This is a genomic window from Cryobacterium sp. Hz7, assembly GCF_004402815.1.
In the GTDB taxonomy this organism is placed as follows: Bacteria; Actinomycetota; Actinomycetes; order Actinomycetales; family Microbacteriaceae; genus Cryobacterium; species Cryobacterium sandaracinum.
Window position 1 is genome coordinate 37,169 of sequence record NZ_SOFB01000009.1, and the last position, 16,386, is coordinate 53,554.

Sequence of the window (16,386 nt, forward strand, 5' to 3'; positions counted from 1 at the left end):
CGAACCAATTCGACGGAGATTTTGCGACACGAGGCCGCTTGCGAGCTGTTTCGAACCCGTTTTGGGCAAAATCTCCGTCGAATTCGTCAGGGTGCGGTTCTGGGCGGGCGGCGGACGGACACCGAGCGAAGGCTTACCCTGAGGGAATGCGATTCGCACGAATGCGCCGAGGCGGCGAGACCCTCGGCGTGAGCCTGCCGCGGCTGTCCCGAGAGGTCTACGTGCTCGGCGTGATCGCGTTCTTCGTGATGGTGGGCTTCGGCGTTGTCGTGCCGGTGCTGCCCGTCTACGTGCGCAGCTTCGGGGTCGGCTACCTGGAAATCGGCGCCGTCGTCTCCGCGTTCGCGCTGATGCGCTTCGTCTCCAGCCCGTTCACCGGGCGCCTGATCGACTGGGCCGGCGAACGCGTGATCCTGGCCTCCGGCATCGGGATCGTCGCCGTTTCCAGTGGGCTGGTCGGCGTGGCCCAGAACTATCCGCAGCTGCTGCTCCTGCGCGGAGCCGGCGGCGTCGGTTCGGCCATGTTCACGGTGGCGGCCATGACTCTCCTGCTCGGCTCCACGGCACCGGGATTCCGGGCCAGGGCCATCGGGTTCTACCAGGGTGGGTTCCTGCTCGGCGGGATGGCCGGCCCCGCGCTCGGCGGACTCCTCGCCACGATCTCGCTCACCGCGCCGTTCTTCTTCTACGCCGCGACACTCGCCGTTGCCGGCATCCTCGGGCTCGTGCTGCTGCGCCCGGTGCGGGGTGGGGTCGTCGCCGCGGCCGGCCCGGCGCCCGAGCGCATCCCGTTCCGAACGGTGCTGCGGGACACCCGGTTCCGCGCGGCGTGCATCGCCAACTTCTCCACCGGCTGGAACTCGTTCGGCGTGCGCAACGCGCTGATCCCCGTGCTGGTCGTCGAGGTGCTGCGGGGTCCGACCGCCTGGACCGGCATCGCCTTCGCCTTCGCGGCCGTCGCCCAGACGGTGGCACTCGCGCCGGCCGCGCGGTTCGTCGACATTGTGGGCCGTCGCCCGGCCATCATCGGGGCGTTCCTGGTTGCCGGGCTGACCATCCTCGCGGTCCCGTTCTCACCCAACATCATCGTGCTCACCATACTGCTCTGCCTCTACGGCGTGGCCTCGGCGTTCATGGGCACCGCCCCGGCCGCATCCGTCGGCGACGCGGCCGGCGCCGGTGGTGGTCGACCCGTGTCGGTCTTCTCGATGTTCTCCGACCTGGGTGCCATCGTCGGCCCGCTCGCGGCCGGGTTTCTCGTTGACAGCGCCTCCTATCCGGTCGCCTTCGGCGTCGGCGCCTTGCTGTTCTTCGCGACCTCTGTCTACGCACTGCGGATGCCGCGGCAGGCCCGCCCGGCGTAGTCCCGCCCCGAGAGGGGTCGAATACAGCTACGAAACTGTCACCAATAAATAGTGACAGACACTCGACTTCATGTGCGCAACGAGGTATCGTCGTAACATGACGAACCTCGCGGAAGACCTCAGGCAGGCGGCCGACGCCGTCGCGCTGTTGGGTTCCTCGAGCGCCGACCTCGCAGCCCTTCCCGACGCCGAGGCGCCGGCCGGCCAGAAGCGAATCGCATGCGCCCGCCGTCTGCTCGACACCTATGCCGCGTTGATGGCCGCAACCATTGCTGACCGTTCGAGGCCGGAGCTCGGCCATTCGGGGTTTGCCGCGCAGCAGGGGTACTTGTCCCCGGAAGCCCTGATCCAGAACTGGACGGGCTCGTCCAAGGGTGACGCCTACAAACTGGTCGCAGTCGGCACGATGATGGCCGACACCGAGGCGGCCGAGAAGCTGGTCAAGGAGGCGCTCTCGTCGCCCGACACGGATGCCGCCGAGGTCGCCGAATTCGTCGCGAAGGTGCCGTGGCAGGCGCCGATCGCCCGGGCCGTCACCGCCGGCACGCTCTCGGTCGACGCGGCCGAGTCGATCCGCGGCGGCCTCGGCCAGATCGACGCCGCCGTCACCGCCGAGAAGCACGTAGCGGCGCTGGAGTCCCTGCTGGCCGAGGTGTCAACGTTGAACGCCGACGAGGTCTTCAAACGCGCAAGACGGATGCGTGACCACCTTGACGAGGCCGGCATCGCCGCCCGGGAGAAGCAGGCCCACGACGCCCGCTACCTGAAGGTCTACCGGCTCAGCAACGGGAACGTGCGCCTGAACGGCCTCTTCGCCCCCGAAGACGGCGAGTTCGTGCTTTCGACCTTTGACTCCATCACCGGCCCGCGCCGCGGCGGGGTGCGATTCGTCGATAAGGAGCGGGCCGCCTGGGCCGAGAAGATGCAGGCCGACCCGCGCAGCAACGAGCAGATCAACGCGGACTCGCTCGTCCAGCTGCTCACGATCGCCGGCGAGGCCGACCCCGGCCGCGTGTTCGGCGGGCGACACCCCTCGGTGCGCGTGATCGTGACCGAAAAGGCGCTCAAGACGGGGCAGACGGTGCAGGCCGGGCAGACCGGGCAGGCCGGGCAGCCGGCTCCGGTTCCGGCCGGGCAGACCGGGCCGGATCAGGCGGCCGAACCCGCCGCGCACGGGCAGATCGAGGGCAACCCGGTCCCGATCTCGCAGGACACCATCGACCGGTTGCTCTGCGACACCGGCACCCGTGGCATCAAATTCGAGGAAGACGGTCAGATCGTCGGCCGTGACGAACGACTCTTCACCGAGGCAGAGCGCGCCACGATGGCAGTGCGTGACGGCGGATGCCTTTGGGTCGGCTGCGACCGATCACCGGCCTAGAGCGAGGCCCACCACATCAGTGAGTGGCTCACGGACAATGGATACACCGACCTCGCCAACGGAGTGCTGCTGTGCCACCCGCACCATTTGCTGCTGCATAATCAGCACTGGAAGATAACCCGCACCAAAACCCAGTACTGGCTGCGTCCACCGGCGGAAGTCGACCCGGAGCAGACGCGTATTGTATTGCAGAGCAAGAGGACCGGGATGTAGGGCGGGGGTCTGGCCCTTGGTCTCGACAGGCTCGATCAGCGTCGCGGGAACCTCCGGAGGACCGGTCGCCGGGTCTTGACAAGCTCGACCAGCGTCGGGGGAACCTTGGGAGGGTTCGTCACCTGGTCTGACAAGCTCGGCCGACGTCAGGGGAACCTTGGGGCCGGGATCCTCCCGGCTCAACCCGGCTCAACCCGGCTCAACCCGGCTCAAACCGGTTCTGCACGGTTCTGCCCGATGCGGCCGCCAGCGCCAGCGCACCGACTCTCCCCGAGCAGTTCCCGGTGCAGCATCGCGGTTGCCACGTTATCCTTCGGGAACCTCATCTCGGCCACGGTGCCGAGCACGACCAGGCAGACTCCGGTCCCCTCGGCAAGCAGGATGGTGCCCAGCGGGAGGGTCGCGAACTTCGCCAGGAGCAACTGGCAGCGCCCGATCGGGTTGGAGACCAGGAGGTCAATGGTGCCTCGGGCATCGGCGCCTGCCCGGTTGTCGGCCACGGCATGCCTAACAGCAACCGGATGGTCGACGTCTTTCCGGCGCCGTTCGAGCCAAGGCAGCCTGACTGTGCGGCGGCCGCCCTCAATGCAGTTCTGCGCGGCCCGAGATGACGCCGCTGACCGTGGCCACCAGGGCGAAGATCACGGCGACCAGCGGCAGGCCGAGGTCCCACCAGGCCAGCGCGGCGGCCCCGAAGACGCTGATCTCGACGATGGCCTTGCCGAACGGGTCTAGGCGGAAGACCGCCTTGGGCGAGCGGAACAGCGCCCAGAGCACAATGGCGAAGGCAGGGGCCAGGATGCCCATGAGCATGCCCGGCCACGGCAGCGGCCACGCGGTGAAGCCCCAGATGCCCAGGCTGATGAACGCGAACAATTCGAGCAGGAAGCGCACGATGTCGTTGGGGCTGGTACTGGTCGTCGCGCTCGTATCGGTCACTCGCCCCATCCTACCGAGAGGCGGGAGGCTACCTGAAGATGATGGTGCGGGCGCCGTCGAGCAGGACCCGGTGCTCGGCGAACCAAGTGACCGCCTGGGTCAGGGTGCGGCTCTCCTCGTCCTGTCCGATGGCGACGAGTTCGGCCGGGCTGCGCGAGTGGTCCACCCGCACGACGTTCTGCTCGATGATCGGACCCTCGTCGAGGTCACCCGTGACGAAGTGGGCCGTCGCCCCGATCAATTTCACCCCGCGGGCGTGCGCCTGCTTGTAGGGGTTGGCGCCCTTGAACCCGGGCAGGAAGGAGTGGTGGATGTTGATGGCGCGGCCTTCCAGCAGCGTGCAGAGTGCGGGGGAGAGGATCTGCATATACCGGGCGAGCACCACGAGCTCGATGTCGTGCTCGGTGATGGCATCGACGACGCGAGCCTCGAAGGCCGCCTTGCCGGCGGCATCCGTCACCGGACGCGACTCGAACGGCACCCCGTAGAAGCCGACCAGGTCGCGCAGCGTGCCGTGGTTGCTCAGCACCAGCGGAACCTCGATAGGCAGCTGACCCCCGCGCTGGCGGAAGAGCATATCGTTGACGCAGTTTCCGGCGGTCGAGGCCAGGATCAGGGTGCGCTTGGGACGCCCGACGATATCGATGACGGATTCCATGGCGTATCTGCGCACGACCGGGGCGAGCTCGTCCTCGAGATCAGCCCGGCTCGCCGCGGATTCCACCTGCAGCCGCATGAAGAACCGGCCGGTGTCGGCGCTGGTGAACTGCTGGCTCTCGGTGATGTTGCCGCGCGCCCGCACGATCGCGCCGCTGACCGCGTGCACGATACCCGGCTGGTCGACGCAGACGAGAGTGATCACCCAATGGTGGCGCGGGTTCGGTGCAAGGGAAGAGGTCATCGGACTAGGTTACCGGCCCCCTGCCGCACACTCGGCCCGTCGGCTAGGCTGGAAAGCGGTCGGCGCAGCACGCCGGCCCCGGGCGCGCACGTCGGCGCGCAGTCGATCCGGACCGGCCCGCGGCACACCCGCGCTGCCCCTGTTCCCGTCTGTGAGCCACAGAGCCATGTCATTCACCGCACCCATCAACCTGCCCTCGCTTGAAGCGCTGGAAGCGCCGCACGCGCCGGAGAGCATCGCGGCCGCCGCCCGACCCTTCCCCTGGGTGGGCCTACTCGCCCTGGCCGCCGCCGTCTTCCTCTCCGTCACCTCCGAGATGCTTCCGACGGGCCTTCTACCCGACATGAGCCGGGCGCTCGGGGTCACCGAGGGACAGGTCGGCCTGCTCGTTTCCTGGTTCGCGTTCACCGTGGTGCTCACGAGCACCTCGCTCGCCCACCTCACCCGCCGCCTGCCGCGGCACGGTCTGATTGTGCTCGTGCTCGTGGTGCTGGCGATCAGCAATGTGCTCACCGCCATCGCCCCCAACTACGCCTTCATGGTCGGCGGGCGCATCATCGGCGGAATGGCCCACGGCCTGTTCTGGGCCGTCGTCGGCGCCTACGCCGCGCACCTCGTGCCGCGGGAACAGATCGGCCGCGCCGTGGCCATCACCGTCTCGGGCGGCACGCTCGCCTTCGTGTTCGGGGTGCCCATCGCCACCGCCGCCGGGCACCTGCTCGGCTGGCGGCTGTCGTTCCTGGCCCTCGCCGCCCTCATGCTGATCGGCGCGGTCGTCGTCTGGCGGTTCCTGCCGCCGGTGTCGCACTATGGTGCTCGTGTGACGGATGCCGCGGCAAGCGATCCGACCGCGGCCGGCAACGCGGGGGCCGCCGCCGCACATGCCGCCACTGCTATCGCTGAACCGCGTCGCGACCCGACCATGCGCGCCGTGATCCTGCTTTCCGTGATCACCGGCCTGACCATGGTCGGGCACTACACGTTCTACACGTACATCGCCCCGTTCCTGATCGACGAGATGGGCGTGGACTCCGGCGCGGTCGCCCCGCTCCTGTTCGCCTATGGGATTGCCGGTGCGGTCGGCCTGGTGCTCTCCGGCACGGTCTTCGGCCCCCGGCCGCAGCTCGGGCTCGTCATCGGCATCGCCGTGTCGGCGCTGAGCGTGACCGTGCTGGCCCTCTTCGCGGCGACGCTGCCGGTTGCCATCACCGCCTTCGTGCTCTGGGGTCTGGCCTTCGGCATGCTGCCGCCGCTGCTGCAGACGCGGCTGCTGCGTACGGCCTCGCTCCGCATCCGTGACACCGCCAGCGCCATCTACACGACCGCGTTCAACGCCGGGATCGGCGGTGGCGCCCTTCTCGGAGCCGCGCTGCTCGGCTCGGCCGGAATGCAGGCCGTGCCGCTGGTCTACGTCGGAATCCTGGTGCTGGCCTTCGTGCTGGTGATCGTCAGCGACGTCGTCGTGCGCCGCCGGGCGGCCTGACCGGCGGCGTGTCGACCTGAAACGGCTGAGACGACACGATTGAGGGGCGCGGAAGCATCCGCACCTCTCAATCGTGTCGGTTCACCGGCCGCCGGTGTACGGGACCGCTGCGAGGATCTCGATCTGGATGCTGACGTTGGTCGGCGTCGTGTACGCGACGGTGTCGCCGACGTGGGTTCCGATGATGGCCTGGCCGATCGGTGACGAGGGGGAGTACACGTCTACCTTCACTTCAGGGTCGAGGGAGACAAGTTCACGCTCGCCAAGGAGGAACACGGTCGCCCGGGTGTCGCCGGAGAGCATCGCGGTGATCCTCATCCCGGGCTCGACCAGGCCGTCGTCCGGTTTGACCGAGGCCTCGGCCTGGCGGAGGGTCGTGCGCAGCTCCCGGATTCGCTCGGACGTGGCCGCGTTCGGGGTGGGGTCGCTGCCCAGCACAGCGAGTTCCTCGATCAGGAGGGCGAGCGAGCGGGGTGGCAGCCACACCGATTCGGTGGTCATAGAGTTCTCCGTAAATCGCGAGGCAATCTGCCGCGCAGTGATCAGTCGGCCATGCTAGCCGCCCCGGCTCCACGCATGGGGGAATCGGCGATCGGTGGCGTGGCGGCTACTCCTCGCGGTCGGCGTCCTTCCGGTCGGCGCCCCGCAGCTGGTCCGACAGCGGGCGGCTGGGAAGGATCGGCACCTGGCCGGTGAACCCCTCGCGGGCGCTCGCGATCTCGAGAATGCGGCCGCGGCAGGCGTACCAGCCCACGATCAGCAGCGGGATGATGATCACGAGCGAGCTGATCGTGAGCGTGCCGACCGGCCAGTCGAAGGCCATCAGCACGAGCACGGCGACGAGGAAGACCAGGCTGGCGTACCCCGAATACGGTGCTCCGAACATCCGGAACGCCGGTCGCCGCAGGATGCCGAGCTTCGACCAGGCGTGCAGGCGCAGCTGGCAGAGCACGATCATGCCCCAGGCGCTGATGATGCCGATGGCGGCCATATTCAGCACGATCTCGAAGGCCTTGTCGGGCACGACGGCGTTCAGGGCGACGCCCAGCAGGGTGACCACGCCGGTGAGCAGGATGCCGCCGAACGGCACACCCGTGCGGCTCACCTTGCCGGCGAAGCGCGGCGCCGATCCCGCCAGCGCCATCGACCGCAGGATGCGCCCGGTCGAGTACAGGCCCGCGTTGAGCGAGGACAGGGCCGCGGTGAGCACAACCAGGTTCATGATCACGTCGACGCCGCCGACGCCGATGGTGCCGAAGAACGTGACGAATGGGCTCTCGCCGGCCTTGTACGCGGTGTAGGGCAGCAGCAGGGAGAGCAGCAAAATCGAGCCCACGTAGAAGACGGCGATGCGAATGATGACGGTGTTGATCGCCTTCGGCATCACCTTCTCCGGGTTCTGGGTCTCCCCGGCGGTCGTGCCGACCAGCTCGATCGAGGCGTAGGCGAAGATGACGCCCTGCACCACGAGAACGGATGCGATCAGCCCGTTCGGCAGCCAGCCCCCGTTGTCCCCGATCAGGCTGAAGCCCGTCTCCTGGCCGGGGATCGGCGTGCCGAAGATGACCATCCAGGTGCCGACCAGCAGGAAGGCCACGATGGCGAGCACCTTGATCAGCGCGAACCAGAACTCGAGTTCGCCGAATACGCTCACTGACAGAAGGTTCAGGGAGAGCACGACGGCGAGGGCGGCGAGCGCGTACAGCCACTGCGGCACATCACCGAAGGGTGCCCAGTACTTCGCGAAGAAGTTCATGTACAGCGCCACGGCCGTGACGTCGACGATGGCGGTCATCACCCAGTTCAGCCAGTACAGCCAACCGGTGACGAATGCCGTCTTCTCGCCGAAGAACTCGCGGGCGTAGGAGACGAACGAGCCCGACGAGGGGCGGTGCAGCACGAGTTCGCCGAGCGCGCGCAGGATCAGGAACGCAAAGAAACCGCAGATCGCGTACACGAAGACTAGGGAGGGCCCGGCGATGGCCAGGCGTCCGCCTGCCCCGAGGAACAGGCCGGTGCCAATGGCCCCGCCGATGGCGATCATCTGCACCTGGCGGGCCTTGAGGCCCTTGTGCAGCCCCTCATCCTCGTGCACATTGAGGGCGTCCGAGATGTGCTCGAACGGCGTCTCCACGCCACGACCGTGGTATTCGGGGTGGTCAGGTTTAAGGGGGAGTTGTGGCTTCCGGCTTGCACGCGTCATGGGGCTCTTCCGATAGATCCGGTTTTGGCCAACCCTAGCCGCCCCCGCACGGGGTCGGCGTCCACGGCCTCCGGTAGACTGACTCGATATTCTGACTTCACGAGAGCCGGGAGGCCGCATGGCGACAATCCTCCTGACCTTTGTTGCCCTATCCACGCTCACCCCGATCCTCACGCGGTGGCTCTCGCTGCGTGTTTTCTACGTCATCGCATTGCTCCCCGCGACTGTCTTCGGTTATACCCTCACCCAGACCCGGGCCGTGTCGAGCGGCGGAGCGATCACCGAGAGCGTCCCGTGGATTCCCGCGTTGGGTATCTCGCTCTCATTCCGCGTCGACACCCTCACCTGGCTGCTCGCCCTCGTCGTGACCGGGGTCGGCGCGCTCGTGCTGGTCTACTGCGCCCGCTACTTCAGCGCCGACGAGCCGGCGCTCGGGCGCTTCGCCGCGGTCCTGCTGGCGTTCGCCGGCGCGATGTACGGCCTGGTGACATCCGACGACATCGTCGTCATGTTCATCTTCTGGGAGATCACGAGCGTGCTCTCCTACATTTTGATCGGGCATTACACGTTCAAACGGGCGAGCCGCGGCGCCGCCCTGCAGGCGTTGCTGGTGACCACCTTCGGCGGGTTGATCATGCTCGTCGGGGTCGTCATCCTCGCGGTGGAGGCCGGAACCACGTCGCTCGCAGCGATCGTCTCCGACCCCGTCACCGGCCCGGCTACCACCTGGTCGGTGCTGCTCATCCTGGTCGGCGCGCTGTCTAAGTCCGCGCTCGTGCCCTTCCACTTTTGGCTGCCGGCCGCGATGGCGGCGCCCACCCCGGTGAGCGCCTATCTGCACGCGGCGGCGATGGTCAAGGCCGGCATCTACCTGGTGGCGCGCCTCGCCCCCGGCTATGCCGACACGCCGGGCTGGATGCCGGTGCTCGTCACCCTCGGCGTCGTCACCATGCTGGTCGGCGCGTGGCGTTCGCTGCGCCAGTACGACCTCAAGCTGGTGCTTGCCTATGGCACGGTCAGCCAGCTCGGGTTCCTGATGGTCGTCGTCGGCTTCGGCACCCGGGACGCCGCGCTCGCCGGGGTGGCATTGCTCCTCGCCCACGCCCTCTACAAGTCGGCGCTGTTCCTGACCGTCGGCATCATCGACCACCGGGCCGGCACCCGCGACTGGCGACAGCTCTCCGGCGTGGGGCGCAACGCGCCCGTGCTGGCCGTGATCGCCCTGCTATCGGTCGCATCTATGGCCGGTATCCCGCCGCTGCTCGGCTTCGTCGCCAAGGAGTCCGTGTTCACGGCATTCCTCGAGGCAGGCCTGGCCGGCGACGGATGGGGCTGGGTGGCCCTGGTCGGCACCGTGGTCGGCTCCGTGCTGACGGTCGCCTACAGCGCCCGCTTCTTCTGGGGTGCCTTCGGCACCCGGGTCAGCCTCGCAGACACCGCCCTGCACCCCGCCCGCTGGGACTTCCAGCTGGCGCCGGGACTGCTCGCCGTGGCCACCCTCCTGCTCGGCCCCCTCGTCTTCCTGCTCGACCCGGTGCTGGTCTCCTACGCCGACACCGTTCCCGGCGGCGGCGACTACCGCCTCGCGCTCTGGCACGGCTTCGAACCGGCGCTCGCCCTGAGTGCCGTTGTTCTCCTGCTCGGCGCCGTGCTGTTCTGGAAGCGGCCGGGCGTGGCCCGGCTGCAGGGCACGGTGCCGGCCTACATCGACGCCGGTCAGGGCTACGGCTCCACCGTGCGCGGCATCGACCGGGCCGCGGCGCGCATCACCCACTTCGCCCAGCAGGGCGGGTTGCCGCAGTACCTGTCCACCATCCTCGTCGTCTTCGTGCTGGCCCTAGGCTTCGCGGCCTTCGTCAACCGCAGCTGGCCCGAGGAGGTCGTGCTCTGGGACTACCCGGGCCAGGTCGTGATCGCCCTCATCATGGGCATCGCGGCGGTGATGGCGGCTCGCGTCGGTGAGCGCATCACTGCCGTGCTGCTGGCCGGCGTCACGGGCTACGGCCTCGTCGCGTTCTTCGCCTTCCACGGCGCTCCCGACCTGGCCCTGACGCAGGCCCTGGTCGAGACGATGACCATCGTCGTCTTCGTGCTGGTGCTGCGCCGGCTGCCGCAGAAGATCGCCCAGCACAACCGGCCGATGCACCGGCGGCGGCGCGTGCTGATCGGCGTGCTGGTGGGCGCCGTGATGGGCACCATCGGCGTGATCGCGCTCGGTGCACGGGAGGCCCCAAGCATCGCGGCGGAGCTTCCGCGCCTCGCGGTCGAGGAGGGGCACGGACGCAACATCGTGAACGTGATGCTCGTGGACATCCGTGCCTGGGACACGATGGGTGAGATCTCCGTGCTGATCGTGGTGGCCACCGGCGTCGCCAGCCTCCTCTTCGTCTCGGGCCGCAACGCGGTCGTGCCCCGGCTGCGCGATTCCCGCAAACGCCGGTCGCTGCCGCACCGTCGCAAGGTCGTCGCCGACCCGGCCGCGTCCTCCGAGGGGCATGCGGTCACTCGCCAGTCCTGGCTCCTGGCCGGCCGTACGGTTGCCGAGAAGGACCGGTCGATCATGCTCGAGGTGCTCGTGCGGCTGCTGTTCTACCCGGCCATGATCGTCTCCGTCTACCTGCTCATCGCCGGCCACAACGCTCCCGGCGGCGGCTTCGCCGGTGGCCTGATCGCCGGGCTGGCGCTCGTCTCCCGCTACCTCGCGGGAGGCCGCTACGAGCTGGGCGAGGCGGTACCCGTCGATCCCGGCAAGATCCTCGGGCTCGGCATCGTGCTGGCGGTCGGGATGGCCGTGGTCTCGCTCTTCTTCAGCGGCATCCCGCTGGAATCCGCCTACTTCGAAACCACGGTACCCGTGCTCGGCCCCCTCTCTTTCGGCACCTCCACCATCTTCGACATCGGCGTGTACCTGGTCGTGGTCGGTCTCGTGTTGGACATCCTGCGCAGCCTCGGCAGCGAGGTCGATCGACAGCAGGAAGCCGGCGAGACCGAGCCGCACCCGCAGTCCGAGCAGGGCGCGGTGGTAGCCGGATGAGCGCCTCCCTCACCCTCGTGATCGTGATGGCGGTCCTGTACGCCGCCGGCGTCTACGTGATGCTGGAGCGCAGTCTCACCCGGGTGCTGATCGGATTCCTGCTGGTGGGCAACGCCACGAACCTGCTGATCTTCATCATGAGCGGCCGCCCCGGCAACGCGCCCATCGTCACCGGCACGGCCGCCGACGCTGCGATGGTCGACCCGGTGCCCCAGGTGCTCATGCTCACCGCCATCGTGATCAACTTCGGCATCACGGCGCTCATCCTCGCGCTGATCTACCGGTCCTGGTGGCTGGCCCGGCTGGGCGACGAGGGTGACACGGTCACCGACGAGCATGCGGCCGAGACCGTGGCAAGCACGGAGGAGTCCTTCCGCTCGGTCACCGAGGACGAGGCAGCCAGCCAGGAAGACCTCGACGCGAGCGAGCGCGAGAGCGAGCTCGGTGCCCCTGCCAACGCGCCGGACAAGGGGATGAAGCTATGAATCTCCTCGTTCCTCTGGTCGTCACCACCCCACTGCTCGGAAGCGCTCTGACCCTCGCCCTCGGCCGCCGTCGCCCCCAGCAGATCGTGGTCAGCGTGATCGCCCTGACGCTGGTGGCGATCATCGGCGCGGTCCTGCTGGTGCAGGTCGATCAGATCGGCCCCGCCGTCGTGCACGTGGGCGGCTGGGATGCGCCGTGGGGCATCGTGCTCGTCGTCGACCGGCTCTCGGCGATCATGCTTCTGGTCTCCGCGCTGATGCTGCTCGGCGTGCTCCTGTTCGCCGTGGGGCAGGGCATCGTGGACGGAGACCGGGAAACCCCGGTTTCGATCTTCCATCCCACCTATCTCGTGCTGGCGGCCGGGCTGTTCAACGCGTTCATCGCGGGGGACCTGTTCAACCTCTACGTTGGTTTCGAGATGCTGCTCTCGGCTAGTTACGTGCTGTTGACGCTCGGCGGAACGGGTGCGCGCATCCGTGTCGGTGTCACCTACATCGTGGTGAGCCTGGTCTCCTCCATCCTGTTCCTCAGCGCGATCGCCCTGATCTATGGGGCCACGGGCACCGTCACCATGGCGCTCATCGCCGAGCGGGTGGCGGACCTCCCGCCGGACGTGCAGCTGATCCTCAACCTGCTGCTCCTGCTGGCCTTCTGCGTGAAGGCCGCAGTGTTTCCGCTGTCGTTCTGGTTGCCCGACTCCTATCCCACGGCCCCGGCGCCGGTCACTGCGGTGTTCGCAGGGCTGCTCACGAAGGTCGGAATCTACGCGATCATCCGCACCCAGACCCTGCTCTTCCCCGAGAGCCCGCTGTCGGTGCCGCTGATGGTGGTGGCGTTGCTGACCCTGATCGTGGGCATCCTCGGGGCGCTCGCGCAGGCGGACATCAAGCGGCTGCTGTCGTTCACGCTGGTGAGCCACATCGGCTACATGATCTTCGGCATCGCGATGGGCACGCCGCTGGCGATCGCGGCCACCATCTTCTACGTCGTGCACCACATCACGGTGCAGACGACCCTCTTCCTCTGCGCGGGGCTGATCGAGCGGGTGGGCGGCACCACCTCGCTGGCCCGGCTCGGCGGACTGTTGACGGCGGCGCCGTTCGTGGCCTTCCTGTTCTTCGTTGGGGCGCTCAACCTCGGCGGCATCCCGCCGTTCTCGGGCTTCCTCGGCAAGATCGCCCTCTTCCAGGCCGGCGCGGACATCGCCGAACCGGTGACCTACATCCTGATGGGCGCCGGCGCCGCCACCTCGCTGCTCACGCTCTACGCCCTGGCCCGCGTCTGGAACATCGCGTTCTGGCGGGGGGCCGGCGAGGTCGAGGACTACGAGTCGCCGATGCTCGATGCGCTTCTGGACGACCCGGACGACGAGGGCACGGTCACGACGCGCACCATCTCGCCGCTGATGACCGGCGCGACGACGGCGCTGCTGCTGCTGACCGTCTCACTCACCGTGTTCGCCGGGCCGGTGTTCGCGTTCACCACCCGCGCGGCGGCCAACATCGAGAACCCGGCCACGTACATCGACGCCGTCTTCCCGAACGGCACGCCATGAGCACCCCGAAGCAGCGCCTCGTCGCCATCGCCAACCAGGCGCCGCTGTTCCTGGGGCTCGTGCTGCTGTGGATGCTGCTCTGGGGCTCGTTCTCCTGGCTCAACCTGCTCACCGGCACGCTGCTGGCCACCCTCGTCTCCGTAGGCTTCTACCTGCCGGCCGTGGAGCTGGGTTTGCGCCTTAACCCGTGGTACACCGTGCTCTACCTGATCCGGCTCGGGTTCGACATCGTCCGGGGCTCGCTGCAGGTGGCCGTCCTCGCGCTCTCCCCGCGCTACACACCCAGCAACGCGATCGTGGCGGTGCACCTGCGCACCCGCAGCGACTTCATCCTGACGCTGACCGGGGTGTCGACGTCCATCGTTCCCGGGGCGATCGTGGTCGATGTGGACCGGGTGCAGTCCACCCTCTATCTGCACGTGCTGAACGTGGCGCATCCGGAACAGGTGGAGCGGTTCCGGAACGGCGTGCTGGCCGAGGAGCGCCGGATCGTGATGGCCCTCGGGTCCCGGGAAGACGTGGAACGGCTCCACCGGGTGAGCGGCGAGGACCGGAGTGAGAAAGACCAGCGCGCACGCGACCAGCATGCGAATGAGAAACTGAAGCGGGGAGGAACCGCCTGATGCACATCGTTGCCGTCATTGCCGGGGTGCTGTTCGGGGCCGGTGCCCTGTGCGCCCTCTATCGAATCGTGCGGGGACCGACCGTGCTGGACCGGGTGATCGCCTCGGATGTCCTGGTCGCGACCGTGATCTGCGCCATGGGTGCGGAGATGGCATTCAACCGGCACACCGACACGCTGCCGGTGCTGCTGGTCCTCGCCCTCTTCGCGGTGCTCGGCTCGCTGAGCATCGCCCGCTTCCTGCCCGTGCGGGACACCGAATGACCGACGAACTGCGCGACGTGATCTCGGCTGTCCTGGTGCTCGCCGGGGCCGTGATGTGCCTCGCGGCCGGAATCGGCGTCATCCGTTTCCCCGACGTACTATCGCGGCTGCACGCCGCCACCAAACCGCAGATCTTCGGCCTCATGGCGATCACGGCCGACGTCGCCCTGAACAACTTTACCGTGGGCACCGTCACCCTCGTCATGGCCATCGTCGTGTTCCAGGCGTTGACCGCCCCGGTCGCAGCGCACATGGTGGGCCGGGCCGCCTATGACACCCACCATGTGCGTGTCGATGTGCTCATAATCGATGAGCTCGGCACCCGGCCCGACTGATAAGATCGACCCTGTCGCGACTGGCGTAGCACGAAAGATGGGTCACCATCGGGGAGCGACTGACACGGTTAGTGACCGCACGCCTGGGCCACGACGATTGATCATCACGTCGTTAAACAAGTAGTCTGAGGAGACCCCGTGCCCGAATCCGTGCCATCCACCGTTCTGCGGTCCACATTCAACGAGCCCCTGGAGGTCGTCGACCCCGAGATCGCCGCCGTTCTCGAGCAGGAGCTCGGACGCCAGCGAGACTACCTCGAGATGATCGCCAGCGAGAACTTCGTGCCGCGCGCTGTGCTGCAGTCGCAGGGCTCCGTGCTCACCAACAAGTACGCCGAGGGTTACCCGGGACGCCGCTACTACGGCGGCTGCGAGTACGTGGACGTCGCCGAACAGCTCGCCATCGACCGGGCCAAGTCCCTCTTCGGCGCCGCCTACGCCAACGTGCAGCCGCACTCCGGCGCCACCGCGAACGCCGCCGTGCTTTCGGCCATCGCGACGCCCGGCGACACCATCCTCGGTCTGGAACTTGCCCACGGCGGCCATCTCACCCACGGCATGAAGCTCAACTTCTCCGGCAAGCTCTACAATCCAGTCGCCTACGGCGTCGACCCGACCACCTTCCTGGTCGACATGGAGGTCGTGCGCGAGACGGCACTCGAGACCAAGCCTAAGGTCATCATCGCCGGCTGGTCCGCCTACCCGCGCCACCTCGACTTCGAGGCCTTTCGCAGCATCGCCGACGAGGTCGGCGCCCTGCTCTGGGTCGACATGGCCCACTTCGCCGGACTCGTCGCCGCCGGCCTGCACCCGTCGCCGGTTCCCTACGCGGATGTCGTGTCCACCACCGTGCACAAGACCCTCGCCGGTCCCCGCTCCGGTCTGATCCTCTCGCGCGACATGGCGCTGGCGAAGAAGCTCAACTCCAACGTGTTCCCCGGCCAGCAGGGCGGCCCGCTGATGCACGTGATCGCCGCCAAGGCGACCGCGTTCAAGCTCGCGGCCGAGCCCGAGTTCAAGGAACGTCAGGAGCGCACCCTGCGCGGTGCCAGCATCCTCGCCGACCGTCTGATGGCGGATGACTCGCGCGCCGGCGGCGTCGACGTGCTCACCGGCGGCACCGACGTGCACCTCGTGCTCGCGGACCTCCGCAACTCGCCGATCAACGGCCAGCAGGCCGAGGACGCCCTGCACGCGGTCGGCATCACGGTCAACCGCAACTCGGTGCCGTTCGACCCGCGCCCGCCGATGGTCACTAGCGGCCTGCGCATCGGAACCCCTGCCCTGGCCACCCGTGGCTTCGGCGACGAGGAGTTCACGGTCGTCGCCGACGTCATCGCCGAGGCGCTCAAGCCCGACGCCGACATCGAGGGCCTCCGCGCCCGCGTCAAGGTGCTTACCGAGGCCTTCCCGCTGTACCCCGGTCTGCAGCAGTAACGTCCGCCGCGCACCCGGCCGCCCTCGACCCGGGTGTCAACGACGCAGGCTCCGCACCCTGGCGTACGGCCTGTGAACGAATTCAACGGAGATTTTGCTGCGAAAGCCCGCTGAAGGCATCCGTCACCGGCGTGTTGCCCAAAATCCCCGTCGCATTCGCACGCGCCTT

At 68.2% G+C, this 16,386-nt stretch carries 15 protein-coding genes and 1 riboswitch; of the genes, 10 read left to right on the forward strand and 5 right to left on the reverse strand.

Features of this window, described 5'->3' with window-relative positions; all coding sequences use genetic code 11:
- Positions 1 to 146 precede the first annotated feature (146 nt).
- Positions 147 to 1,364, forward strand: a complete 1,218-nt coding sequence (locus tag E3N86_RS01420) for an MFS transporter (RefSeq protein WP_241985905.1) — start codon at positions 147 to 149, stop codon at positions 1,362 to 1,364.
- Between the two features lie 97 nt (positions 1,365 to 1,461).
- The gene (locus tag E3N86_RS01425) at positions 1,462 to 2,745 is read left to right on the forward strand and encodes a DUF222 domain-containing protein (protein WP_166784968.1); all 1,284 of its coding nucleotides are present in this window, start codon (positions 1,462 to 1,464) and stop codon (positions 2,743 to 2,745) included.
- A 422-nt stretch (positions 2,746 to 3,167) separates the two neighbouring features.
- On the opposite strand, the gene E3N86_RS01430 is transcribed toward E3N86_RS01425, so the two are convergent.
- From E3N86_RS01430 to E3N86_RS01440, 3 genes are all read right to left on the reverse strand, one after another.
- Entirely contained in the window at positions 3,168 to 3,458 is a 291-nt protein-coding gene (locus E3N86_RS01430) for a hypothetical protein (RefSeq protein WP_134373841.1), read from the reverse strand.
- 82 nt (positions 3,459 to 3,540) lie between these two features.
- Positions 3,541 to 3,897, reverse strand: coding sequence for a YrdB family protein (locus E3N86_RS01435; RefSeq protein ID WP_233191284.1), 357 nt, complete (start codon positions 3,895 to 3,897; stop codon positions 3,541 to 3,543).
- Between the two features lie 28 nt (positions 3,898 to 3,925).
- A complete protein-coding gene (locus E3N86_RS01440) occupies positions 3,926 to 4,798 on the reverse strand; it encodes a formyltetrahydrofolate deformylase (RefSeq protein ID WP_134511189.1) in 873 nt (290 codons plus the stop codon).
- A gap of 166 nt (positions 4,799 to 4,964) precedes the next feature.
- On the opposite strand from E3N86_RS01440, the gene E3N86_RS01445 reads away from it, so the two are divergent.
- Positions 4,965 to 6,281, forward strand: coding sequence for an MFS transporter (locus tag E3N86_RS01445; protein WP_134373845.1), 1,317 nt, complete (start codon positions 4,965 to 4,967; stop codon positions 6,279 to 6,281).
- A gap of 81 nt (positions 6,282 to 6,362) precedes the next feature.
- On the opposite strand, the gene E3N86_RS01450 is transcribed toward E3N86_RS01445, so the two are convergent.
- The gene (locus E3N86_RS01450; protein WP_104100180.1) at positions 6,363 to 6,782 is read right to left on the reverse strand and encodes a GreA/GreB family elongation factor; all 420 of its coding nucleotides are present in this window, start codon (positions 6,780 to 6,782) and stop codon (positions 6,363 to 6,365) included.
- Between the two features lie 106 nt (positions 6,783 to 6,888).
- The gene (locus tag E3N86_RS01455) at positions 6,889 to 8,484 is read right to left on the reverse strand and encodes an amino acid permease (RefSeq protein ID WP_134373847.1); all 1,596 of its coding nucleotides are present in this window, start codon (positions 8,482 to 8,484) and stop codon (positions 6,889 to 6,891) included.
- Positions 8,485 to 8,602: 118 nt separating this feature from the next.
- On the opposite strand from E3N86_RS01455, the gene E3N86_RS01460 reads away from it, so the two are divergent.
- From E3N86_RS01460 to glyA, 7 genes are all read left to right on the forward strand, one after another.
- Positions 8,603 to 11,518, forward strand: a complete 2,916-nt coding sequence (locus E3N86_RS01460; protein ID WP_134373849.1) for a Na+/H+ antiporter subunit A — start codon at positions 8,603 to 8,605, stop codon at positions 11,516 to 11,518.
- Entirely contained in the window at positions 11,515 to 12,003 is a 489-nt protein-coding gene (locus E3N86_RS01465) for a sodium:proton antiporter (protein ID WP_104100177.1), read from the forward strand. The genes E3N86_RS01460 and E3N86_RS01465 overlap by 4 nt, the downstream gene beginning before the upstream one ends.
- Complete coding sequence (locus E3N86_RS01470) at positions 12,000 to 13,559, forward strand: Na+/H+ antiporter subunit D (protein ID WP_134511190.1); 1,560 nt, start codon at positions 12,000 to 12,002, stop codon at positions 13,557 to 13,559. The genes E3N86_RS01465 and E3N86_RS01470 overlap by 4 nt, the downstream gene beginning before the upstream one ends.
- Positions 13,556 to 14,182 carry a Na+/H+ antiporter subunit E gene (locus tag E3N86_RS01475; RefSeq protein ID WP_104100175.1) on the forward strand — a complete coding sequence of 209 codons (627 nt, stop codon included), beginning with the start codon at positions 13,556 to 13,558 and terminating at the stop codon, positions 14,180 to 14,182. Before E3N86_RS01470 ends, E3N86_RS01475 begins: the two co-directional genes overlap by 4 nt.
- Positions 14,182 to 14,445, forward strand: coding sequence for a monovalent cation/H+ antiporter complex subunit F (locus tag E3N86_RS01480; RefSeq protein ID WP_134342227.1), 264 nt, complete (start codon positions 14,182 to 14,184; stop codon positions 14,443 to 14,445). The genes E3N86_RS01475 and E3N86_RS01480 overlap by 1 nt, the downstream gene beginning before the upstream one ends.
- On the forward strand, positions 14,442 to 14,780 hold the full coding sequence (gene mnhG, locus E3N86_RS01485) for a monovalent cation/H(+) antiporter subunit G (RefSeq protein WP_134511191.1): 339 nt from the start codon (positions 14,442 to 14,444) through the stop codon (positions 14,778 to 14,780). The genes E3N86_RS01480 and mnhG overlap by 4 nt, the downstream gene beginning before the upstream one ends.
- A gap of 6 nt (positions 14,781 to 14,786) precedes the next feature.
- Positions 14,787 to 14,876, forward strand: a riboswitch (ZMP/ZTP riboswitch).
- 42 nt (positions 14,877 to 14,918) lie between these two features.
- On the forward strand, positions 14,919 to 16,217 hold the full coding sequence (gene glyA, locus E3N86_RS01490) for a serine hydroxymethyltransferase (RefSeq protein WP_134511192.1): 1,299 nt from the start codon (positions 14,919 to 14,921) through the stop codon (positions 16,215 to 16,217).
- Positions 16,218 to 16,386: the final 169 nt, after the last annotated feature.

What these genes read in the sequence shown, in the direction of transcription:
- E3N86_RS01420 (WP_241985905.1), top strand. Translation starts at nt 147, where the DNA reads ATGCGATTCGCACGAATGCGCCGAGGCGGCGAGACCCTCGGCGTGAGC.
- E3N86_RS01425 (WP_166784968.1), top strand. Translation starts at nt 1,462, where the DNA reads ATGACGAACCTCGCGGAAGACCTCAGGCAGGCGGCCGACGCCGTCGCG.
- E3N86_RS01440 (WP_134511189.1), bottom strand. Translation starts at nt 4,798, where the DNA reads ATGACCTCTTCCCTTGCACCGAACCCGCGCCACCATTGGGTGATCACT.
- E3N86_RS01445 (WP_134373845.1), top strand. Translation starts at nt 4,965, where the DNA reads ATGTCATTCACCGCACCCATCAACCTGCCCTCGCTTGAAGCGCTGGAA.
- E3N86_RS01450 (WP_104100180.1), bottom strand. Translation starts at nt 6,782, where the DNA reads ATGACCACCGAATCGGTGTGGCTGCCACCCCGCTCGCTCGCCCTCCTG.
- E3N86_RS01455 (WP_134373847.1), bottom strand. Translation starts at nt 8,484, where the DNA reads ATGACGCGTGCAAGCCGGAAGCCACAACTCCCCCTTAAACCTGACCAC.
- E3N86_RS01460 (WP_134373849.1), top strand. Translation starts at nt 8,603, where the DNA reads ATGGCGACAATCCTCCTGACCTTTGTTGCCCTATCCACGCTCACCCCG.
- E3N86_RS01465 (WP_104100177.1), top strand. Translation starts at nt 11,515, where the DNA reads ATGAGCGCCTCCCTCACCCTCGTGATCGTGATGGCGGTCCTGTACGCC.
- E3N86_RS01470 (WP_134511190.1), top strand. Translation starts at nt 12,000, where the DNA reads ATGAATCTCCTCGTTCCTCTGGTCGTCACCACCCCACTGCTCGGAAGC.
- E3N86_RS01475 (WP_104100175.1), top strand. Translation starts at nt 13,556, where the DNA reads ATGAGCACCCCGAAGCAGCGCCTCGTCGCCATCGCCAACCAGGCGCCG.
- E3N86_RS01480 (WP_134342227.1), top strand. Translation starts at nt 14,182, where the DNA reads ATGCACATCGTTGCCGTCATTGCCGGGGTGCTGTTCGGGGCCGGTGCC.
- mnhG (WP_134511191.1), top strand. Translation starts at nt 14,442, where the DNA reads ATGACCGACGAACTGCGCGACGTGATCTCGGCTGTCCTGGTGCTCGCC.